Origin of the sequence: Providencia sp. PROV032, from assembly GCF_028484875.1 — a bacterium.
GTDB lineage: Bacteria > Pseudomonadota > Gammaproteobacteria > Enterobacterales > Enterobacteriaceae > Providencia > Providencia rettgeri_E.
In genome coordinates this window covers 118,757-139,370 of the sequence record NZ_JAMPSX010000016.1, presented here as the reverse complement: position 1 = coordinate 139,370, position 20,614 = coordinate 118,757, and the positions used below count along the sequence as shown (strand labels likewise).

The window sequence follows — 20,614 nt, the reverse complement described above, 5'->3', positions numbered from 1 at the left end:
ATGCCTATTTATGAAATGAATAATGAAGATATCATGGGCGCTGAAACTATCTCAATCAGCCAGCCTGAGCCTAAATATGGTGATAGTGATGAAACAAGCGTATTCGATGCACTGAATCCTATGAGTGATAAAGGTACAAAATTAAGACATGCAGCTTTTCAAATAGATAATTCTGTAGGTAGCTTAATAGCCATGATGCCTTTTAATCAGTTCGAAGAACAAGAAGGTTATAACCCATTTGATGATGATCGTACGCTAATGGGGTATGAAGATTTTGCATGGTCATTTCTTCACTCTAAGTCACCAGAAGAAACCTCAGCTATAAAGCAAAGAATAGACAAACAAAGGAATACTAAGAAATTTGTTAGTGAGTCGGGTATTGCGGGCGTACTTTCCAGCATATATGCAGGTAGCATCGATCCTGTCAACGTTATGGCGATGGGGCTTCCTCTAACCAATTTGGTTAGAGGGGGAAGTATTTTAGCTACATCTGCCCAATTCGCAGGTGCTAACGCCATCGGTGGCGTTGCCTCAGAAGTTGCATTATCGGCAACCCAAGAAACTAGAACGCTTGAAGAAAGTGCATTAAACGTAACGTTTGACGCTATGTTAGGTGGCTTGCTTGGCTCGGCGGCTCAGTTGGTTAAAAATAGAGGACAGATAGTCAGTAAGTTTAAAAACGATGTGTTAGGCGAGCAGCAGACGGTACAACAAAATACTCCTAATAATACTAGTGTAGGTGCAATGGAAGTTCCTGATACCACGCTGGAGCAAGAAACATTGAAAGGTCCATCATTTATTAACAAAACAATGAATGTTAGTCCTGTTGGCCGTGTTGCTCAATCCCCATCAAAAACAGCACGGCAAATTAATCAGCAATTGGCAGAAAATAATTTTACATTTGCTAAAAATGATGAAGGAATTGCTTCTTTTACAGCGGTAGAAACCAAAGTTCGTGGGTATGAAGCTTTAGTATATAAACAATCAGAATCGACAAAAGATTTTTGGCGATTATACAGAAAAAATGCGAAAGATAGAGATGGTGGTCGTTTAAGTTTATATGAGTTTAGTGAGCAAGTTGGTGATGCTATGCGTAATGGTGATCGCCATGTAATACCAGAAGTTGCGGAAGCAGCGAGATCCGTTCGCCCTATTGTTGAGAAAACTAAGGATCGCATGGTTGAGCTTGGTATTTTGCGTGAGGGGGTAACTGTATCAACGGCTGAAAGCTATTTCCCACGCATTTATAAGTTTGACAAAATACTCAGTGACAGAACTCAGTTTAAAACAATTATTGCAGATTGGTTGCAAGAAATGAACCAGCGTACAGTGTATAAAGCTGAATCTAGCCTAGCGAAAGCAGACGCAGGAATAGAACAGGCCAGAGCCTCAGCACCACAGGCAGAAAAATTAAGTGCTGAAATAAAAGAAGCTGAACGATGGTCTGGTAAGAAACTACTACTGATAGATGAAATAGAGAAAAACCGCAAATTAGTTGCGGAAAAAGAAATTGTTTCAGCCGAAATTGAAAAGCGAAAAACAAAAAAGCCAACTAAAAAGCTGGAACAACTAGAACGCAAGCTGGTTCGCATTGAAGAGGCTGAAAATAAATTAGCTTCTTATCAGCGTTCTTTAGACATTCTAGACAAACCACGCCAGTTCAGAAATGAATATCGCCAATTAACACGCAAAGCTAATTCACTGACCCGCTTTGATAATCGGCGTCATGCGGCATTGCGTAGAATGGAGCCATTAGCGCGTGAAGAGGTTGAAGCAGCCGCGGATGATATTATTAATAAAATTATAGGCGCACCATCTGGCATCGTACCCAGTGAGCTGATCCCTGATGGTTTAACAAAGCGTGCAGGTTTTACAAAATCACGTACGTTAAATATTCCCGATGAGCGCATTAAAGACTTTTTAGAGTCAGATGTTAATTATGTAATGGAAAATTATGTCCGTCAGGTTGCACCAGAAATAGAGCTTACAGCTCAGTTTGGGCGTGTAGATATGGACGCGCAAATTAAAGCCATTACTAATGATTACAACACGTTAATTTCAGAGGCTAAAACAGCGAAAGAGCGAAGCAAGTTAGAAGTTAGAAGAGATGCTGATTTAGAAGATATTCGCGCTATGCGTGACAGATTATTAGGCACCTATGGCGCACCTAAAGATCCATCAAGTTTCTTTGTTAGGGCTGGTCGTATTGCTCGTCATGTTAATTTTTTGCGCTTGCTAGGTGGCATGACAATTTCATCATTGCCAGATATGGCCAGACCGATCATGCAGCATGGTTTGCGTAGCGCATTAAAGCCATTGGGTAAAATGTTAACCGACATTAGCGCAATGAAGATTGCCAAAGCGGATTTGCGTGAAATGGGGATTGGCCTTGAATATGCGTTATCTAGCCGTTCTAAAGTTATTGCTGACCTTAACGATCCCTACGCTCGCCGCACTTTTATTGAACGAGGTTTAGAATGGTCCTCACAAAAGTTCGGTAATTTCACATTGATGAATCAATATACAGACACAATGAAGATGTGGACTGGTGTTGTAACGCAATCAAAGATACTCAGAGCTGCACAAGAAGTTGCGGCTGGTAATGCATTAAGCAGCAAAGAAATTAAAAAGCTGGCGCATCTTGGAGTTGATAAAAACATGTTAGAGCGTATCGCTCAGCAATATTCAAAGCACGGTGAAGATTTAGACGGCATGTTAACGGGCCATAGTCACCTGTGGGACGATCGTGTAGTACGTGAAACTTTCCAAGCTGCGGTATTGAAAGATGTTAGAACGACCGTAATCACACCAGGCATTGGTGATACACCGTTATTTATGAGTAAAGAAGTGGGTAAAATTGTGATGCAGTTTAAAACTTTCTTCTTTGCCGCCCATAATAGATCTTTAGTTTCTGGCATTCAGTCGGGTGATGCATCATTCTATTATGGTGCATTATTACAGATATCCCTTGGGTCACTTGTCTATGTTCTTAAATCAATGCTTGCTGGGCGTGATATTAATACAGATCCAGCGAATCTAGTGAAAGAAGGTTTAGATTGGTCGGGAATGATGGGGTGGTTAAGTGAACCCAACAATATGGTAGAAACATTCAGTGGTGGTGCATATGGGATGAGCGCTTTATTTGGTGGCCCACCAGCATCACGCTATCAAAGCCGCAATACTTTAGGTAATTTTTTGGGGCCAACTTTTGATTTAGCGGGTGATATTCACACTATAACTAGCGGTGTGTTAAATGGTGAGTTTGAAGATAGAGAGGTAAGGGCTACTAGGCGAACAGCGCCTTTTCAAAACCTTTTTTTTATATCGCCATTATTAGATAAAGTTGAAGAACAATTGAAGTAAGGAAAAGTAATGAAAAAATTATTTGCGACTGTTTTTATTGTTGCTGTTCTATCTGGGTGTCAAACGGAAGCAAAGTTTCAACGTAACATGGATTCTTGGATGGGGAAAAACATTGATAGCCTTATTGATTCTTGGGGATACCCATCGAATGAAATGACCGCTCCAAATGGTAATAGGGTATATGTTTATTCAAATAGTGGAACTTTTGTTACACCTACGGATACAACGTATAACACTATTGGTAATGTATATGGTAACAGATATAGTTCTACAACCTATGCTACAACTACTGGAGGATACCCAATAACCTTTAGTTGCGCAGTGTTTGTTGAATTTAATCGCTCAGGAACTATCGATGGGATCAGATGGAAAGGTAATAATTGTAAGTCATATTGATAACTAAATTAGCATATTGAAGATTAACTAAAAGCCCCTCGCAAGGGGCTTCATTATTTCTACAGTAACTTACTAACAGTTGAATCAATATACTGCGCGTGGGTTTGAATGGTATTGATAGCCTTAGCCATATCCATCATGCAATCACGAATGTGCATTAATACACGTTCGGCATCTTCCATGTTATGACCATCTTTCTTAAGCCATGCTACAAGCTGGTGGAGCACATCTTCTTTAGGGTTGTTAATGAAGTCCTCAAGAATGCGAGAACGAGGCTTACGGGTTTTAGGGAAGCTATATTCTGGTAGGGCATGGCCTGCAGGAATAAACTCACCCTCATGGATAACTTTCTGTAATTCATCCACCAGCGCGATCAGGTCAGCTTTATTAGTGGTGCTAGCATTGCCTAACACATCGTAACGTTTAGCTGCTAACTCTGATTCCATTCTGTCGAATTCTGCAATATATGATTCTTTGAATAGGGCAGCTTGCTTACCAGTGAATCCCATTACTAAAAAAACAAATCCATTCTTAGTCATTTGATAATATGGACTTTTTCTTTTGGCGCCATTGCCTATTTTCAAGTCAATGAACATCTCCGCAAAATTGCGGTTATGAAATTCCGTTGAGCAGTCTAGGTTGCGTATTTTTTTTAATACATCATCGTGACGTTTAACGAAGAATGCAGCAACTGATTGGGAAGAGGTGACAGCTTGACCTTTAGAGTTAACAACAATTTCAGGATTTAAATTGATAGGTAATTGACTAGCCATAATGGATACTCCTATTAGTTTGGAATATCACCACTACCAACGCCAATTGATGGTGGTGAACTGTACGGGGTTGGCGTACCAGCCTAATAGGATACTGGCGCATCTTTCGATGCCCCCGCACAGCTCACCATTGAGAAGATGTAGCCGTACTCTGCATATAAAAAAACCGCTAGCGCGGTATATGCACCTATTAGTAAATTCAGGACGCCAATCCCGACACCAGATTTTTCTGGTGTATATTCACTATGGCGCAAAATTTAGAAGATGTAAATTACCAAATTGTTTATCTAATTAAAAGTCAAATAAACTTTTTGTTTACCTTTTTGCTATTGTTATTTTTCTCACCCTTTGATTTTACTGAGTTATTTGTACTATTAAATATTTCAAAATCAAACCAAGAAATATGGGATATCTCATCAGAAGAAACGATTATATCCAGATCCGTGGTTGATATGGTTTTTGTTCCTTTGACTGTTGGAGCAAGTTTAACAACCCTTTCTGTTGGGTATACGTTAGTAAAATCAACTAGAAGAGTATCCTTGTCTCGATATCCGGACATAAGAGGGAAGAACGAAATGTATTTATTCGGACCTTCTTTTTCATTAGGGTCTGATAGTCCGTTAATAATGCCAACATAAACCTTTCTAGATGATAGATTGATCAATATTGAACGCTTTGGATTTGACTCTAAAGCTTCTAATAGCATTGAGTCCATAGTTCCAGTTGGTATGGTTTTTTTCAAAACCCTCGCGTTTTTCGCTTGTCTGACTTTCCCATAAACATTTTTATGTTTTCTTTGGTATTCACATCCACGGATTAAATTTTTAACCCATACGATTAAAACGTAACATAGAGAAATTAATATTGAAGAAAAGGAAAGTAGTATCAGCCAGGCATACACACGGTCATTTTTTGGTTCGCCCGTTATTGAAAAGTTTTTAACTAGCAAATCAACCAAATGAAACTGAGGTATTGTAAACTTAATTAGCACTGCGATCGCGACAGATGCAATCAAGCTTAATGTACCGAGGGACGCAACCTTTAGATATAAAAGTTGTCCATCATGAGTATGTAATCGGTAGTAGTGATAAGGGTTAGCGATTACTAAAATATAACCGCTAACCAAAATTGGAATAAGCAGAAGGGCTAACAAAATCTATCCTTGTTTATTATTTCCCTGTGACAATGCGCATAGCCATGCGTTGCATTTCTTTAACTTCTGGCAGTTCTGCTATCTCGCTTGACGGGATATGCACAGAACCTTGTCTGCCTACTCTAATATAAGCATTCATTTTCTGATTATTATCAGTTTTAGAGTCTCGGCGAAGACTATTTCTTACAGCTGCTCTTCCAATCAATGAGTTGCTTGTTTTTTTTCTCATATCATCACCAAGTAAAGAAGTCTTTTTTGTATTATTAAAAATATAGCTAAGGATACTCATAATTACCTCCTTAACACTATTATGACTGTAGCGTAAAAGTGTTATCTAGGCGGCGCAAAGTAATTAACCTGTCGGGTTAAGTAAGTTAAGTATACACATATTTATCAGATAGCTAAACTTTATGTTAACTTTATGAGAGAAATATCTCCCATTAAAAGAAAAGCACCTCCGCATAGGTGCTTCAATTATTCATATATGGTTATTTATTTAACTCTTCCCGTATGTAATCAATGTGGGTAATTATATTATCTTTAACCTTAAAACTCAGATTTATGTAATTCATCATTGCTGTAATTTCAATGAGTGCCGCGCTAACGTCACATCCTTCACTATCCAGTTTTCTTAGTAGTTCTTCAACGTTCGATTTACTCATCAACTCCTTTATTCCAGTTTCTGTATTAACTTTTTCTGCGTAATTTTCTGGTGCTGGGAAATTAATTACATCTTTCATATTAATCACCTATCTTATGTGTGAGTCTTTTACAGTAACCGAAAAAAACACCAAGGATGTTTATCTTTTTATGTTTAAAGGTAAACAATATTCCGTTAATGAATTTTAATGGCTATCATACACCAACGTAACCGAGTGGAGAATAGCCATGACTGTTTCAACTGAAATCAGCAGTAATGAATATACAGGAAACGGTGTAACAACCGATTTTGATTATAAGTTCAGGATTTTTAAAGCAAACCAATTGAGTGTTATCACTTCAGATGCTGACGGGGATAACGTTGTAACCTTGCGTTTAGGCACTGACTACACAGTAACAGGCGCTAATAAGTCGGCTGGTGGAAAGGTAATCTTAACTAAACCACTTGCCAACGGGCATAAAATTAGCATCGCCCGTGATATTCCAATCACACAAGAAACCTCATTCCGCAATCAAAGTAAGTTCCTTGCTGAAACGCACGAGGATGCATTTGACTACCTCACCATGATTTTACAACGCATTTGGGGAAGCCTCGGGTCGCTATACTTAAAGCGTCCAAGCATTCTAGCTAACTGGTTCGATGCCAAAGGCTACCGTATTGCTAACCTTGGCAAGCCTAAGCGTGATAGTGATGCGGTTGATTTAGGCACACTGAAAGATGAAATTGAAGGCGTTAACAGTACGATATTGAAAAAAGAAAAGCGCACTTTGCGTGTTGATGATATGGATATTGCAGTATTACCAAAGTCCAGTGAACGAGCTGGTAACGTTCTGACTTTTGATGAAGAAGGTAATCCTATTGTTGTTGTTCCTGCTAGTGGTAGTGCGGTAGATGTGCTGAATCAATTAGCAAAAGATGACAGCCAAGTAGTCATTGCTGGTGAAAAAGCATCAGACATTGCGGAATCATCAAAGGTTCCACCGTTATTATCTCAATTTCCGCACGTAAAAAAATACATAAATGACAATGATAAATTACGTGGGATTTTAAGTGGTAAAGTTTGTTCGTTCGAAGGTGAGCCACTGAGCATAACAGAGCAAATTGTTATCAGCGGTAACAAGCATATTGATATCAACACAACTACAGAGCTATCAATTACATCTAAAATTGACACGCCAATTGTCTTTACAGACAAGATCGAGATGGGAGGAAATGGTCGTCTAATTGTCAACGTAAACAATAACGATAGAGAAGATGGAAAAGGCTCTGCATTGCTATTTTTGAAGGACTTACCTGACTTACATAATGTTGATGTATTTAATACAAATGGTGCAAGTATCCTTATCGGCCGTGAAAACTTCGATACAAATACGCACACAGGCACAGGCTCTGGATATATTTTTAATCACAGAGCATTTAATTGTGGGAAGGGCATACATTCATATGTAAAAGATTTGAAAGGGTCAATCATTATTGAAAATTGCACCACTGATGAGTTGTGTGGTAGCAAGGGAAATACGTATTACTTATCTGGGCATGATGTAGCGAAGGCAATTGGAGGCCACTTCAAAGGAGTCGGAACATCGTCACCGAATATCAACAAAGGCGCATCCGGGTTTGTTGTTGGCGGATTATATGAAACATACAGAGGGCCTACGCTTGGTGAAAATATCGAGTTTGGCTCAATAACTGGCGGTGGAGTATCAAAAGGCTGCGGCTTTTCTGCAATATCAACAGATATTCGTCGCAATGATGGAACTTATCCTATCAGTGACTTATTAGTTGACGGTTGGCAAGCGATTGGATGTAATCGCACTATGTATGTTCAGGCTCAAAACGTGAAATTCGGTAATATACATACGATTGGCTCAACATCAATAGATTCTATATTTAGAATAAACGGTGCATCACCAGGGGCTGCCAAGCAAATCGGTGTTATTACGGTATTTAGTAGTGTTAGTTCACCCAAAATTTTTACGGCTGCAAACGGCAGTAAAATGATAATTCAACGAGATTTAATATTTCATGATTTCCCTCTGTCATCTGATACGCTAATCTCTGCTTCGGATGGAAATAGCGTGATAAATAAAAATGATATCATTCACGCTAAAAGTGATCTGTTAGTTCCAAACTTGCTTGATACAGCAGCTATCGATTTGTCTGAGATAAGCTCTGTTTTAACTATCCGGTTGCCAGCATCCACATACAGCAATACATCGAATATAGAGATGTCTTTTTATGTACACGGCGGCAATGGATCAAAAAGAGCGCGTTTCCAAGTTGCAAAATCGATGGGGACAATTAACAACTCAACTAATTACATCGATGTGGTTCCAGCTGCGGGGGAAGTGAAATTAGTAAAAGTTATTTCGATTACAAATGGAAATTATTTGCTATCAAACTAACTTTACATGGTTTTTTGTTTATCTTTTTATGCTGTAGTATCATGGTTATTTCTCAACCATGGTGCTACACATGAATGAAAATGCCACAACGGTTACAGGCCTAAGCCTTGCATCCTTTCTAGGTTACTTTTCAGGATTGCCTCCTGAGGTTGTTATGGGGGCCATTCTCGGCGCTATTTACTTCACTACAGCAGCAACAGAATTCTCTTTCGCTATCCGTTCAGTATTCGCTATTCTCAGCCTTGGTGCTGGCTTACTATTCTTTAGTCCATTCGCTACTATCTTCGTTTCAATGACCGGGTTGATTGGTGTTAAACCTGATGCGTATAACATTGATAGTCTTGACGCTCTTGGGGCTTTCGTTGCCTCTCTTCTCTCTGTAAAATTAAGTATCAAACTGTACAAGAAAGCTGATATTCCGAAAGGAGGTAACGGCCATGACGTACGATAAATTAATGCTCATCACCAATGCCATTGTTTGTTTAGTTATGTTCTTTCGTGGTCTTTATTTTGTGAGAGATGGCAAAGGCTACAGCAAGCTTGGTGGTTGGCTGGCTTATGCATTTTTAGGGTATTCAGCATCGGTACCAGTCTATTCTTATCTTGATCCTAGCTATCAAGCAGGTATTCAAAACTTAATTCCTAATTTATTTCTTTGTGCTGCGTTGTTTGCTAAGCGCGGCAATGTCATGCAGTTAATTAAAAAAGTGGGGTGATCATAATGTCCATGGTAGATAAACAAAATAGATTTACTGGAATGGTGGCTAAGTTAATTATCTTCGCCCAGGCGAACGGTTACCAGTTAACTTTTGGTGAAGCATACCGTACGAAAGAGCAGGCGGCATTAAACGAAAAGGCAGGCAAAGGCATCAGTAAAAGCCTGCATACAGAGCGACTAGCAGTTGATTTTAACTTATTTAAAGATGGTAAGTGGCTAACTGCTTCCAGCGATCATAAGCCATTGGGTGAATACTGGGAGTCGATTGGCGGGAGTTGGGGCGGTCGCTTTAATGACGGTAACCACTATTCACTGGAACACAACGGAGTTCGATAATGAAAAAAGTAGCCATTGCATTAATTGCGCTGGCTATCTCATTTGCCGCTGGTTTTATGACTAGCGGCATTTTTTCTGATAACAAGCAAATGACAAAACAAATTGCTGGTAAACAGGAAGATGAGAAAGACCTAGTGTTTAACATCGAACAGCGCAAGCAGGCTGATGAAGAACAACAAAATAGGGTGGTGATATACAATGAACAGAAAGAACGTGCTACGATGCGCACAGACGATTTGCTTAAGCGTGTTCTTAATCACTTTGACAGCGTGCAGCTCGAAACCAGTGCTACGGAAACAAAAACTGATGGTACCACTTACTCCGATACCTGCAGAACTGAGAGAGCAAAGGCCAGTGAACTTTCTCGACAACTACGAAGCACACTTGAAATCTATGGGCGTGAGTCTAATCGTGCCGATGAAAACACAAGGGCCCTTAATTTATGCATTACCGACCTAGCAGCAAAAGAAAAATTACTCGAATCGTATCGATAGATTTCTGTACAAATATTGCTTACTTTTCATTATGGCGGTATTGATGACGGTATCATAACCCACTAGGTTAATTCTGTTTTATATAAATCAATAGGTTGCGTTCGGTGTAAATAATTGAATGGGAATAACCCCCCAATAAGAATCAGCTGGCAGTGACTAGCAAAATAACTATCTAAGCCCATGTAAAAGTGGGCTTTTTTGTTTTTTAAGTCTTTAATAGAATTCGATTTAATTGAGCAAATTAGTGAACACTTAAATTTGAAGTGCCGAAAGGATTATTGTTTCCATTTTTTCAGGAGTAGTGAATGGCGCGAAGCGTTTTAGCGGTTTACCATCACGCCCGATCAAGAATTTAGTAAAGTTCCACTTGATCCGCCCACCCATTAGACCTGGTAGCTCGTTTTTCAGGTAACGGAATATTGGGTGAGCAGAGCTCCCGTTAACTTCGATTTTATCAAACATAGGAAAGCTCACGCCGTAATTAATAAAGCAGGTCTGCGCGATTTCCTCAGCGCTACCGGGTTCTTGTTTGCCAAACTGATTACAGGGGAAACCCAGTACCACAAAGCCCTGAGGAGCATATTTCTTGTAGAGTGATTCTAAGCCGTTGTATTGTGGTGTAAAACCACAATGACTGGCGGTATTAACGACGAGAACCACCTTATCAGCGTAGTCTTTCATAGAGATAAGTTGCCCGCCGAGACTTGTCGCTGCTAATTGATGAAAGGGGGCCATAGTAGGATCCTTAGAATAGAGCTAATCGACATAAGCCAATATAGCCGCTGATTGTGTGGTAGGTCTGAAATCTTGAGCCGATTATATTGGCAAATTCTAAAGGTAAAAACAACATACTGGCTGTTCTCCCATGGATTGAAATATTAGCCCTTTGTTTTAATCCCGCTATAAACATTCGCTGGCTAAATAATGATATCAGCCCGTGTCAAAGTGGAGGGAGCTTATGGCATCAACAGCCTCTCATGTTCCTTTGCAACCAACTCAGTCCCATCTTTTGGGCAGTGAAATGCGGCAAAACAGCCATGCTAATACCCGCTTGGATCGCGCTAAATTGTGCTGACATCGTACTAGTAGTGAGCCTGCAAGCCCTTCAGTTTTTTACTGGTGCCTTTTTTATTAGTACCAAAGACGTTAGAAAAAATAGATATACCATTATAGGAATTTATTTAGGAAAAGGGGCCTCTATGTATGGGGTTAGATATTTTTGTATCTTGCAACTGTTTTATCGAGGGGAAAGCAACAGAACTTCCCGTTCTTAGGGAATAGGCCATGAAGATGATGAGAGATATTTTTATTGTCAAAGCTTACCCGTAAAAAAGCGCCTGTAATTTACAGACGCTTTTGCTTTTCACTCAATTCTAAAATTAGAACTGATACACTAACCCTAAGCCAAGGACATTATCGGTATTGACTTTGTAGTGGTCGGTAAAATCATTATCATTTAATAAATTGATTTTATAGTCGATGACAGCACTTAGATTTTTATTGAAATCATATGCAGATCCGACAGCGATATAATTTACTAGTTCTTTATCACCAAAGCTGCCCAAGTTTTTACCTTTGGAATAGTTATAGCCAATTGATGGGGTTAAACCGAAGTCAAAAGAATATAAGGCAACCACTTCAAGGTTCTGAGTTTTATTTGCTACTGACTCCATATTATCATTACCAAAACGGCTCATATTAAGCGTTTGGCCATACATGACTGCGAGATACAGGTCTTCGTATTCAAATTTTCCCCCGACGTTCCAAGCTTCAGCGCGTTTACCAGTCGCACTGCTAGTTGTGGCATCTTTTTGTTTTGGTGTACGGGAAGATGAGGAGTAACCACCGCCAAGGGAAATACCATAACCTAATTCATAAGCTGTAGATAAACCAAAACCATCTCCGTTATCGGTTAATTCATCACCGGATGATAGGTTTTGTTCGCCATTTTTACCTTGATATTGTAGTGCAAAGCTTAAACCATCAATGTAACCAAAGGCATTATTATTGCGATAAGTGAGTAAATTGCGGTTACGGCTTAGCATGTAGTTATCTTCTTGATCCATCGTATCCGCTCCCCAGAGAGGTAATACGTCTGTCCAAGCATTGGTATCATAGATAACACCATAATTGCGGCCATAATCAAGAGAGCCGTAATCTGCAAATTTTAAGCCTGCATAAGCTAAACGATTGCTATTTTCTTCAGTTGATTCTGATTGGTTAGTTTTAGTTTCCCATTCAAAACGCCCAAAGCCAATGAGTTGGTCGGTGATTTGTGTGTCACCTTTTAGCCCCAATCTGACACGTGAGTCATCACCATCTTCGCCACTACGGCTTTTAGCAATATGATGGCGAACATCGATTTGCCCATACACATCAAGCTTATTACCATCTTTATTGTACATTTCAGCGGAGTTAGCAACATTAGTAGTAAGTAGTGTTGGAATAATGAGTGCGAGTAATTTGTACTTCATAATATAGCCTTATGGATTGAGTGATATTTAGCAATCGGTCCTAATTGATAGTTATTATCATTTAAGCATTTCAATTAACCAAATAAAAAATGTAACAAAATTAAATATTAGTGAAACAATATAGATAACTTATTAAATAATAAAAATAATTTAATTTATGGTGATTTCAACCAAATGTTTTATTTTTAGAAAATTAAAATCAATGTGATGCAAGAGCTATGTTTATATCTAAGTGATTTTTTATGCAGAAAATATGAATCATTACTTGTTTGAAATGCTAAGGTTGGTATTATTTGAAACCGATACATATTTTGTCTATATAACTCAGAAACATCAAAATATTTTGGTGAGAATCATTAGATATAAGGAAGAACACGTGGCTTTTCGTTTGAAATATTTGGCATTACTTCCCTTATTTGTTGCTGCGACAGCATGTCAGCAACCAAACCATATTACAGCACCAGTAGAGAACTATGCGACACAAAGCCAACCTGCAGTGGTTAATAACGCATGGATTGAAATATCTCGCGGGGCATTGGATTTTAATATCAAAAAAGTACAAAACTTATTAGGACACAAATCGTCTTTATGTGCTGTTCTGAAAGGGGATGCATATGGGCATGACCTTTCTTTAGTTACACCAATAATGATTGAAAATAACGTGCAATGTATTGGTGTGACAAATAACCAAGAGCTGAAAACGGTGAGAGACTTAGGCTTCAAAGGTCGCTTAATGCGAGTGAGAAGTGCGACAGAGCAAGAAATGGCGCAAGCAACACAATATGAGACGGAAGAGTTAATCGGTAATTTAGCTATGGCGCAGCGCTTGAATGCGATTGCGAAAAAGCAAAATAAAGTGATCCCTATCCATCTTGCGTTAAATTCAGCAGGTATGTCGCGTAACGGTTTAGAGGTGAGTACACTTGCGGGTCTTAATGAAGCCAAGCTGATTTCACAATTACCGCAGTTAAAAATTGTTGGCATTATGTCCCATTACCCAGAAGAGGACGAAGCGCAAATCCGTAAAGACCTTGCGAAATTCCAAAAAGAATCTCAACAAGTATTGGATGTGACAGGGTTAAAACGTGAAGACATTACATTACATGTGGCGAATACTTATGCAACCATTACAGTACCAGAATCATGGCTGGATATGGTACGTGTAGGCGGTATTTTCTATGGTGATACCGTTGCGACTAATGATTATAAGCGTGTGATGACGCTGAAATCGAATATTGCCTCGGTAAATCATTATCCAAAAGGCAATACGGTCGGTTATGACAGAACCTATACCTTAAAGCGTGACTCTGTATTAGCCAATATCCCTGTCGGTTATGCAGATGGTTATCGCCGCGTATTTAGCAATGCGGGACATGCATTGATTAATGGTCAGACAGTTCCTGTTCTAGGAAAAACATCAATGAATATGGTTATGGTTGATGTTACTGATTTAAAAAATGTTAGCCCAGGAGATGAAGTTGTATTTTTTGGTAAACAAGGTAATGCTGAAATTACTGCCGAAGAGGTTGAAGATATCAGCGGGGCGTTATTTACCGAGATGTCGATCTTGTGGGGAGCGACCAATAAACGTATCTTAGTTGACTAAACTGATTTTTAACTCAGTGTATTTTAACCCGCAATGAATGCGGGTTTTTTTATCCTAAAAGCCTCTTCGGATTTTATCCAATATATCGCAATATGTTGATAAAATGCTGTTTAGGTGAATGGCTATCGAAACTTATAAGCTGATATGTTAGGTTGGTAGAGTCTTTTTTGAGCGGATTGACTCGGAAGGAAAATAAAAGAATTAGAAGGATATCATTTATGTATCAAGTTGATTTACATGCGCATACCATTGCCAGCACCCATGCATATAGCACTGTTAATGAATATTTTGCTGAAGCCGCAAGTCGAGGTGTGAAACTCTTTGCGATTACCGACCACGGCCCTGAAATGCAAGATGCTCCACATGAATGGCACTTTGGTAATATGCCTATCTTACCGAGAATTGTTGATGGCGTTGGTTTATTGTACGGTATTGAAGCGAATATAAAAAACAAGTTGGGTGAGACAGACTGCAATGAAAAGATTGCTCGCCATTTAGATATTATTTTAGCGGGGTTCCATGAACCCGTTCTTGAGCCTCAAAGTTTAGCTGATAATACAGGGGCCATGATTGCCACGATCCGCAGCGGCAAAGTGCAAATAATTACCCACCCAGGGAATCCCAAATATCCCATTGATATTAAAGCGGTAGCACAAGCTGCGAAAGATTGTAATGTGGCTTTGGAAATGAATAACTCCTCATTCTTGCATTCAAGAGCGGGTAGCCAAAAGAATTGTTTAGAAATTGCTAAGGCTGTTAAAGAGACCGGCGGGTGGGTAGCATTAGGTTCAGACTCCCATTTTGCGGGGTATCTCGGCCGTTTTGATCGCGTGGTTGAAATGTTGGAATCAATTGATTTTCCACAATCACAAATTTTAAATGTTACTCCACGCCGTGTATTGGATTTTTTAGAGTCCCATGGACGTAAGCCTATCCCTGAATTTGCTGATTTTTAATAGTTATTAAGTTATTCAATATTGCGTTCTTAAAGACAGTCAATATTAGATATAATAAAGCCACTAAATAGGTTAGTGGCTTTTAACTCCAGCTATACTGAAAGTTATAATTCAATTTCCATTTGAACACAATTTAACTCGACTTGCGCAAGAGAAGAGTAGTAACTACCATGTTTAATTGAAGTAAATCCATGTTTCTGATAAAAACGTTCCGCATTCGGGGATGAATCTAATACCAATTTTTTAATATTTCGCTTTTTGGCTTCAGCTTTAATAGCATCTAATATTAAGCCCGCAGCTCCGCAGCCAGTGTACTGTGGTAAAGTAAATATGGCATCAACACTGTTAGCCTCTAGATTAAGATAGCCAGTTGCAACGGGTTTATCATCTTCATTTGTCACAACAAAGAATGGGTTATTCTTCACAATATATATATAACTTACTGGCATTTCATCAGGTGTCCAAGCGCTGATCGTTTTTGCATCAAAACTGGTTGTGCAGCCATGGCGAATGGCTTGGTTGCGTATAAACCAAAGGTATTCAGCTTCATTGGGTGTGGCTAATCTCAATTTCATTATTCCATCCTAATTTACTTTTATCTTCTATAAAACTAAAAATTAAATTAAAAGGCAAGGCCAAGTATAAAATTCTTATTGGAAAATTAGTTATCAAATAATTTGATTTAACTTGATAAATAGTGATAATAAAACTGAATGTTGCCATATGACTGTTTTTATTGAATTATAATTTTATTAAAATAAAAAATCTAATATTGAAAAGTAAATGTAATATCAACGAACTGAAAATATATCTCCACTAAGATAACCTATGAAAAATATATAAATCTTTAAATTTGTCCTATTGTGGATAATAAATAAAGTATGATTTATTAGCATGGCAAGAACATCCTTGCTTGTAAATATAATAAGGTACATTAAATGAAAAAGTTATTAGCAATTGCAACCGTATTGTCTTTAGCTGTTTCTGGTGCTGCATTAGCAAACACAACGGTAAAATCTGAACCTGTATCTCCGGTCGCACAGTCACATCAAATAACCAAATCTCATCAAGTTAAAATAAACAGTGAGAAAAAGGCGAATAAAGGAAAATCTGCACAGGTAAGCAAATCTACGAAATAACTCAAGGAATTTTATTTAACGTCACAGTGCCATGGAAAAATAATTTCATGGCGCTGCATCAATGTTGGTATGGTATACTGATTATTATTTATTTAGTCAGTGACCTCTATGAATTATCAATGCCCACTTTGTTTTACACCGCTAAATTTTATCAATAACAGCTATCGCTGTGTAGAAAACCACCAATTCGATTGTGCAAAAGAGGGCTACGTTAATTTGTTGCCCGTGCAACATAAACGGTCTAAAGACCCCGGTGATAATGCTGAAATGATGCAAGCGCGTAGGCAATTTCTTGATGCGGGCCATTACCATCCAATGCGTGAAAAGGTAGCCGAAAAACTCATTCAGTTTATTCCATCATCTCATCCTAGTTTGTTAGATATTGGTTGTGGGGAAGGGTATTACACAGACTATTTCTCTCGAGAACTTGCAAAACATTTTGAAAAATATTCGGTTTTAGGCCTAGATGTTTCGAAAGTAGCAATTCGTTATGCAGCGAAACGCTATAAATCCGTTCGTTTTTGCGTCGGTACAAGTCATCGCTTGCCATTCTCAAATAACAGCTTGGGTGGAGTTGTCCGAATTTACGCACCCTGCAAAGCACAAGAATTAAGCCGTATATTAGTTTCTAAAGGCGTGTTAATTACCGTTACGCCAGCAGCGGAACATCTGCAAGAATTAAAAGCGTTAATTTACGATGAGGTAAAGTTACATCCAACTAAAGAGGAAGATTTACCCAATCTTTCGCTAATAGATAGCTGCCGATTAAATTATAAAATGGCACTGACAGGGTATGAAGCTTATGAATTGTTGATGATGACACCATTTGCTTGGCGCGCATCAGAGCAGGTCAAAGAGAATTTGCAACAAGCTGAAGTGAAAGAGTATACGGCTGATTTTTTAATTCGTGTTTATCAATCTGATGCAGAGTAAGGTTATTGCCCCCATATAAGGGGGCACAAAAACTAATGGGCGTACATAAATAACTCAAGATGCTCAAATAAAATATTAAAACCAATACCTATTAGTACCAACCCACCAATAATTTCTGCTTTTTTTCCGAGTAATGGGCCAACATAGCGGCCAATCATCATACCGATAGTTGCCATAATCATCGTCATTAAGCCGATAGTCATTGCAGTATGAACAATATCCACTTGTAAGAAAGCTAAACCGAGACCAATAGCCATTGCATCAAGGCTGGTGGCTATCGCGGAAAAAATAAGGTTTGTTGAACTATGACTAGAGGGTTTAGAACAACATTCTTCATCTTTTGTTTTAATGCTCTGCCAGATCATTCTAGCACCTAAAACAAATAATAAAGCAAATGCAATCCAGTGATCCCAGCGGATAACATATTGGCTAGCTAAGATCCCGATCCCCCAACCAATAATGGGGGTAATGGCTTCAATAAAACCAAAAATAAAACCTGTACGGAGGATTTCTCTAAAGCGGGGTTTATGAAGTACGGCACCTTTGCAAATAGCAACAGCGAAGGCATCCATTGACAGGGCAAGGGCTAAGATAAGGGTAGCATAGAAACTCATAATAGAACCTCGGTTGGGTGATTCCATATACACATAAATTACCCCCAACCAAAAGGCTTATTTATGTGTCTATGGTCTTGCCAACCGAACTTTGGTGTCCGCACCACGTTTGAAACCAAACGAGTATGTTGATACGGACTTTCTGGTAATATATCAAACCAGAACAGGCTACTCCCCAATGACGTGGAAAGAAAGATACCATAATTTATATTAAAGGCAACACTTAATTAATTGTGGATATTAGATCTTATTGAGAATTATTATCAATAAGGTTATTAAAAAAAACAAGGTTAATTAAATTTATAATTAACCTTGTTTTTAATGCCAATATAAAAACTATTTACTTATGATTAATGAGGAATTCATAAATTTGTTGCAAATCATCAAGATGCGATACTTGAATGTTAATTTTCTTTTTTTCTAAACCTATTATTAATACACCGTCTTCGGATAAATTCATTGTTTTTATTCTGTCATACAAAATAAATGCATTAGCAAAATAAAAACCAGTTTGTTTGAAGAATAGCTTAGGTGTTCTTATAAACGCCAAATAGATTGACATAAAAATAGTAATCAATAATAAGTAGGTGGTTAATGAATTACCATGGCGTACAATATTTGTATAAATAACGATACAAATTAGAACAATAAAAATAATAGCATCAGCTCGATGTTTTCGTTTTAGATTAATTTTTAATAAGGTTTTACCCTTTAGCAAATGCTGAATGAATTCATCATAAATTGCATAAACAAGCATGATCAAAATGATTATAACAAGAATGGCATCATTGAAGGTCATTTGTGAGCCCTTGGATAAGTAGACATAATGCAGAGCTTAAAATTAAAAAAGGGAGGCTGCAACCTCCCAATTCAAATAATGATGAAAAATTATGGCGCTAAGAAGTTCAGCCAAGCACCTAGGATACCCAAGCCAAAGAAGCCGATAATAATCCACAACGCGTTAACTTTACGACGTAACAACCACATACAGGCGAAAGTCAGCAATAGAGGCACTAAGCCTGGCATGAGTTGATCAAGGATCATTTGAACGGTGGTAATATCTTCAGTACCCGTTGTAGGGTTTTTGATCCGTGACACTTCCAGTGGAATATTGACATGTGTCCATTTGTTTACCAAGGCCCCCATAACAAATAAACCAAGGATTGATGCTCCTTCGGTTAGCTTTTGTAGGAAACCACCACCAATGTCTTGAACAATATCAATCCCTTTTTTGTAGCCATATGACACACCATAGTAAAGGGTTAATAAACGTACAAGGTTAAACAAAACAAAGAACAGGAGAGGGCCAAGTAAGCTACCTGTCATTGCGATACCTGCACCGAGAGCCGCAAATACAGGGCGAACCGTTCCCCAGAAAATTGGGTCACCCACACCAGCTAATGGCCCCATTAGACCGACTTTGATACCATTTATTGCACCGTCATCAATGTCAGCACCATTGGCACGCTGCTCTTCCATTGCCATTGTGACACCCAGAACAGGCGCTGCAACATACGGGTGAGTATTGAAGAATTCAAGATGGCGCTTAATGGCTTGTTTTCTATCATCATTATTTTCAGGATAAAGACGACGAATAACGGGAACCATTGAATAGCAGAAGCCTAGGGCTTGCATACGTTCAAAGTTCCAAGAACCTTGCAATAGGTTAGACCGTAAGAATACGCCGCGAATATCGCTTTGTGTAAGCTTTTTAGCCGTTGGCTTAGTGATATCTACCATTATACGTTCCTCCTAGTCTAGCTCATTATCAAGGTTGTTATTGCTACTATTTCCTTGGGTAACAACAGTTTGCGATTTATTGTATTTTGGACTGAGTTGGATATATAAAATAGCCATAACAGTACCGATAACCCCAAGAGCAACCAGGTTGAAGTCAGTAAATGCCGCAGTAACAAAGCCTAAGTAGAAGAACGGCATTAAGTAGCCTGCACGCATCATATTGATAACCATCGCATAACCGACAACAACAATCATACCACCAGCAATATTCAGGCCGTCAGTAACAACTTGTGGGATAGAATCCAACATTTGTTGTACTTCTGATGTACCAACAGAAATGGCGACAATTAAGGCAGGTATTGCGATACGCATCGCTTGCAGTAATAAAGCTGAAATATGGATAAAGCCAATAGCAGTTAGGTTGCCATTTAGGGCGGCTTTATCAGCAGCATGTTGGAATGCAACCGTTACAGTACGAACAATAATGGTTAATACCTGTCCTGCAGCTGCGAGTGGGATAGCAATGGCAATACCTGCACCAATACTTTGACCGCCGGCAATGACGAGGATAGTTGAAATAATAGAGGCTAAAGCGGCATCTGGTGCAACGGCAGCACCGATATTCATCCACCCCAGTGCGATCATTTCTAATGTACCGCCGATGATGATACCTGTTTTCATATCTCCCAGAACGATACCTATAAGCGTACAAGCAATGAGAGGACGGTGAAATTGGAATTCATCAAGGATTGATCCCATCCCCGCGATACACGCGACGATGAAGACCATTACTATTTGAACAACGGTAAGTTCCATTGTTTAATCTCCTGTAACCAAAAGTTTTAAAATCTGT

22 protein-coding genes and 1 riboswitch are annotated in these 20,614 nt (G+C 38.8%); of the genes, 11 read left to right on the top strand and 11 right to left on the bottom strand.

The window, feature by feature from the left end:
• Together PSF42_RS12335 and PSF42_RS12330 are read left to right on the top strand one after the other, a co-directional pair.
• Window positions 1–3,363, top strand: a complete 3,363-nt coding sequence (locus PSF42_RS12335) for a hypothetical protein (RefSeq protein WP_206086617.1) — start codon at window positions 1–3, stop codon at window positions 3,361–3,363.
• Between the two features lie 9 nt (window positions 3,364–3,372).
• A complete protein-coding gene (locus PSF42_RS12330; RefSeq protein ID WP_206086618.1) occupies window positions 3,373–3,759 on the top strand; it encodes a lipoprotein in 387 nt (128 codons plus the stop codon).
• Between the two features lie 59 nt (window positions 3,760–3,818).
• Here the strand turns inward: PSF42_RS12330 and PSF42_RS12325 are convergent, their stop codons facing one another.
• The 4 genes from PSF42_RS12325 to PSF42_RS12310 all read right to left on the bottom strand — a co-directional run bounded on the left by PSF42_RS12325 (window position 3,819) and on the right by PSF42_RS12310 (window position 6,425).
• The gene (locus tag PSF42_RS12325; RefSeq protein ID WP_272680087.1) at window positions 3,819–4,532 is read right to left on the bottom strand and encodes a Rha family transcriptional regulator; all 714 of its coding nucleotides are present in this window, start codon (window positions 4,530–4,532) and stop codon (window positions 3,819–3,821) included.
• Window positions 4,533–4,830: 298 nt separating this feature from the next.
• The gene (locus tag PSF42_RS12320; protein ID WP_272680086.1) at window positions 4,831–5,685 is read right to left on the bottom strand and encodes a hypothetical protein; all 855 of its coding nucleotides are present in this window, start codon (window positions 5,683–5,685) and stop codon (window positions 4,831–4,833) included.
• Window positions 5,686–5,701: 16 nt separating this feature from the next.
• Window positions 5,702–5,974 (bottom strand): hypothetical protein, encoded by a 273-nt coding sequence (locus tag PSF42_RS12315; RefSeq protein ID WP_051489892.1) that lies wholly within the window; start codon window positions 5,972–5,974, stop codon window positions 5,702–5,704.
• A gap of 199 nt (window positions 5,975–6,173) precedes the next feature.
• Window positions 6,174–6,425, bottom strand: a complete 252-nt coding sequence (locus tag PSF42_RS12310) for a hypothetical protein (RefSeq protein WP_272680084.1) — start codon at window positions 6,423–6,425, stop codon at window positions 6,174–6,176.
• Between the two features lie 148 nt (window positions 6,426–6,573).
• On the opposite strand from PSF42_RS12310, the gene PSF42_RS12305 reads away from it, so the two are divergent.
• The 5 genes from PSF42_RS12305 to PSF42_RS12285 are packed head-to-tail and all read left to right on the top strand — an operon-like array spanning window position 6,574 to window position 10,299.
• Complete coding sequence (locus PSF42_RS12305; protein ID WP_272680083.1) at window positions 6,574–8,751, top strand: hypothetical protein; 2,178 nt, start codon at window positions 6,574–6,576, stop codon at window positions 8,749–8,751.
• 58 nt (window positions 8,752–8,809) lie between these two features.
• Window positions 8,810–9,202, top strand: coding sequence for a putative holin (locus PSF42_RS12300; protein ID WP_004253793.1), 393 nt, complete (start codon window positions 8,810–8,812; stop codon window positions 9,200–9,202).
• Window positions 9,189–9,467, top strand: a complete 279-nt coding sequence (locus tag PSF42_RS12295) for a phage holin family protein (protein ID WP_272680082.1) — start codon at window positions 9,189–9,191, stop codon at window positions 9,465–9,467. Before PSF42_RS12300 ends, PSF42_RS12295 begins: the two co-directional genes overlap by 14 nt.
• A gap of 5 nt (window positions 9,468–9,472) precedes the next feature.
• A complete protein-coding gene (locus PSF42_RS12290; protein WP_039861802.1) occupies window positions 9,473–9,805 on the top strand; it encodes a M15 family metallopeptidase in 333 nt (110 codons plus the stop codon).
• Window positions 9,805–10,299 carry a hypothetical protein gene (locus tag PSF42_RS12285; protein ID WP_272680081.1) on the top strand — a complete coding sequence of 165 codons (495 nt, stop codon included), beginning with the start codon at window positions 9,805–9,807 and terminating at the stop codon, window positions 10,297–10,299. Before PSF42_RS12290 ends, PSF42_RS12285 begins: the two co-directional genes overlap by 1 nt.
• Window positions 10,300–10,551: 252 nt before the next feature.
• Here the strand turns inward: PSF42_RS12285 and PSF42_RS12280 are convergent, their stop codons facing one another.
• Together PSF42_RS12280 and PSF42_RS12275 are read right to left on the bottom strand one after the other, a co-directional pair.
• Window positions 10,552–11,034, bottom strand: coding sequence for a glutathione peroxidase (locus PSF42_RS12280; RefSeq protein WP_272680080.1), 483 nt, complete (start codon window positions 11,032–11,034; stop codon window positions 10,552–10,554).
• A 644-nt stretch (window positions 11,035–11,678) separates the two neighbouring features.
• A complete protein-coding gene (locus PSF42_RS12275; RefSeq protein WP_166264827.1) occupies window positions 11,679–12,773 on the bottom strand; it encodes a porin in 1,095 nt (364 codons plus the stop codon).
• Between the two features lie 376 nt (window positions 12,774–13,149).
• Here PSF42_RS12275 and alr point away from each other — a divergent pair, with 376 nt between their 5' ends.
• Both alr and PSF42_RS12265 read left to right on the top strand, forming a co-directional pair.
• Window positions 13,150–14,379, top strand: a complete 1,230-nt coding sequence (gene alr / locus PSF42_RS12270) for an alanine racemase (RefSeq protein ID WP_272680079.1) — start codon at window positions 13,150–13,152, stop codon at window positions 14,377–14,379.
• A gap of 218 nt (window positions 14,380–14,597) precedes the next feature.
• Complete coding sequence (locus PSF42_RS12265) at window positions 14,598–15,335, top strand: phosphatase (RefSeq protein WP_272680078.1); 738 nt, start codon at window positions 14,598–14,600, stop codon at window positions 15,333–15,335.
• A 104-nt stretch (window positions 15,336–15,439) separates the two neighbouring features.
• On the opposite strand, the gene PSF42_RS12260 is transcribed toward PSF42_RS12265, so the two are convergent.
• The gene (locus PSF42_RS12260; RefSeq protein ID WP_125892986.1) at window positions 15,440–15,910 is read right to left on the bottom strand and encodes a GNAT family N-acetyltransferase; all 471 of its coding nucleotides are present in this window, start codon (window positions 15,908–15,910) and stop codon (window positions 15,440–15,442) included.
• Between the two features lie 363 nt (window positions 15,911–16,273).
• Here PSF42_RS12260 and PSF42_RS12255 point away from each other — a divergent pair, with 363 nt between their 5' ends.
• Window positions 16,274–16,474 carry an acid-shock protein gene (locus PSF42_RS12255; protein ID WP_125892988.1) on the top strand — a complete coding sequence of 67 codons (201 nt, stop codon included), beginning with the start codon at window positions 16,274–16,276 and terminating at the stop codon, window positions 16,472–16,474.
• Between the two features lie 108 nt (window positions 16,475–16,582).
• On the top strand, window positions 16,583–17,407 hold the full coding sequence (rlmA, locus tag PSF42_RS12250; RefSeq protein WP_125892990.1) for a 23S rRNA (guanine(745)-N(1))-methyltransferase: 825 nt from the start codon (window positions 16,583–16,585) through the stop codon (window positions 17,405–17,407).
• A 32-nt stretch (window positions 17,408–17,439) separates the two neighbouring features.
• On the opposite strand, the gene mntP is transcribed toward rlmA, so the two are convergent.
• From mntP to PSF42_RS12230, 4 genes are all read right to left on the bottom strand, one after another.
• Window positions 17,440–18,021, bottom strand: coding sequence for a manganese efflux pump MntP (gene mntP, locus PSF42_RS12245; RefSeq protein ID WP_125892992.1), 582 nt, complete (start codon window positions 18,019–18,021; stop codon window positions 17,440–17,442).
• A 46-nt stretch (window positions 18,022–18,067) separates the two neighbouring features.
• Window positions 18,068–18,210, bottom strand: a riboswitch (yybP-ykoY riboswitch).
• 151 nt (window positions 18,211–18,361) lie between these two features.
• On the bottom strand, window positions 18,362–18,820 hold the full coding sequence (locus PSF42_RS12240) for a DUF986 family protein (RefSeq protein ID WP_125892993.1): 459 nt from the start codon (window positions 18,818–18,820) through the stop codon (window positions 18,362–18,364).
• Between the two features lie 89 nt (window positions 18,821–18,909).
• The gene (locus PSF42_RS12235) at window positions 18,910–19,761 is read right to left on the bottom strand and encodes a PTS mannose transporter subunit IID (protein ID WP_102138691.1); all 852 of its coding nucleotides are present in this window, start codon (window positions 19,759–19,761) and stop codon (window positions 18,910–18,912) included.
• A gap of 12 nt (window positions 19,762–19,773) precedes the next feature.
• A complete protein-coding gene (locus PSF42_RS12230) occupies window positions 19,774–20,577 on the bottom strand; it encodes a PTS mannose/fructose/sorbose transporter subunit IIC (protein WP_004253851.1) in 804 nt (267 codons plus the stop codon).
• Window positions 20,578–20,614 lie beyond the last annotated feature (37 nt).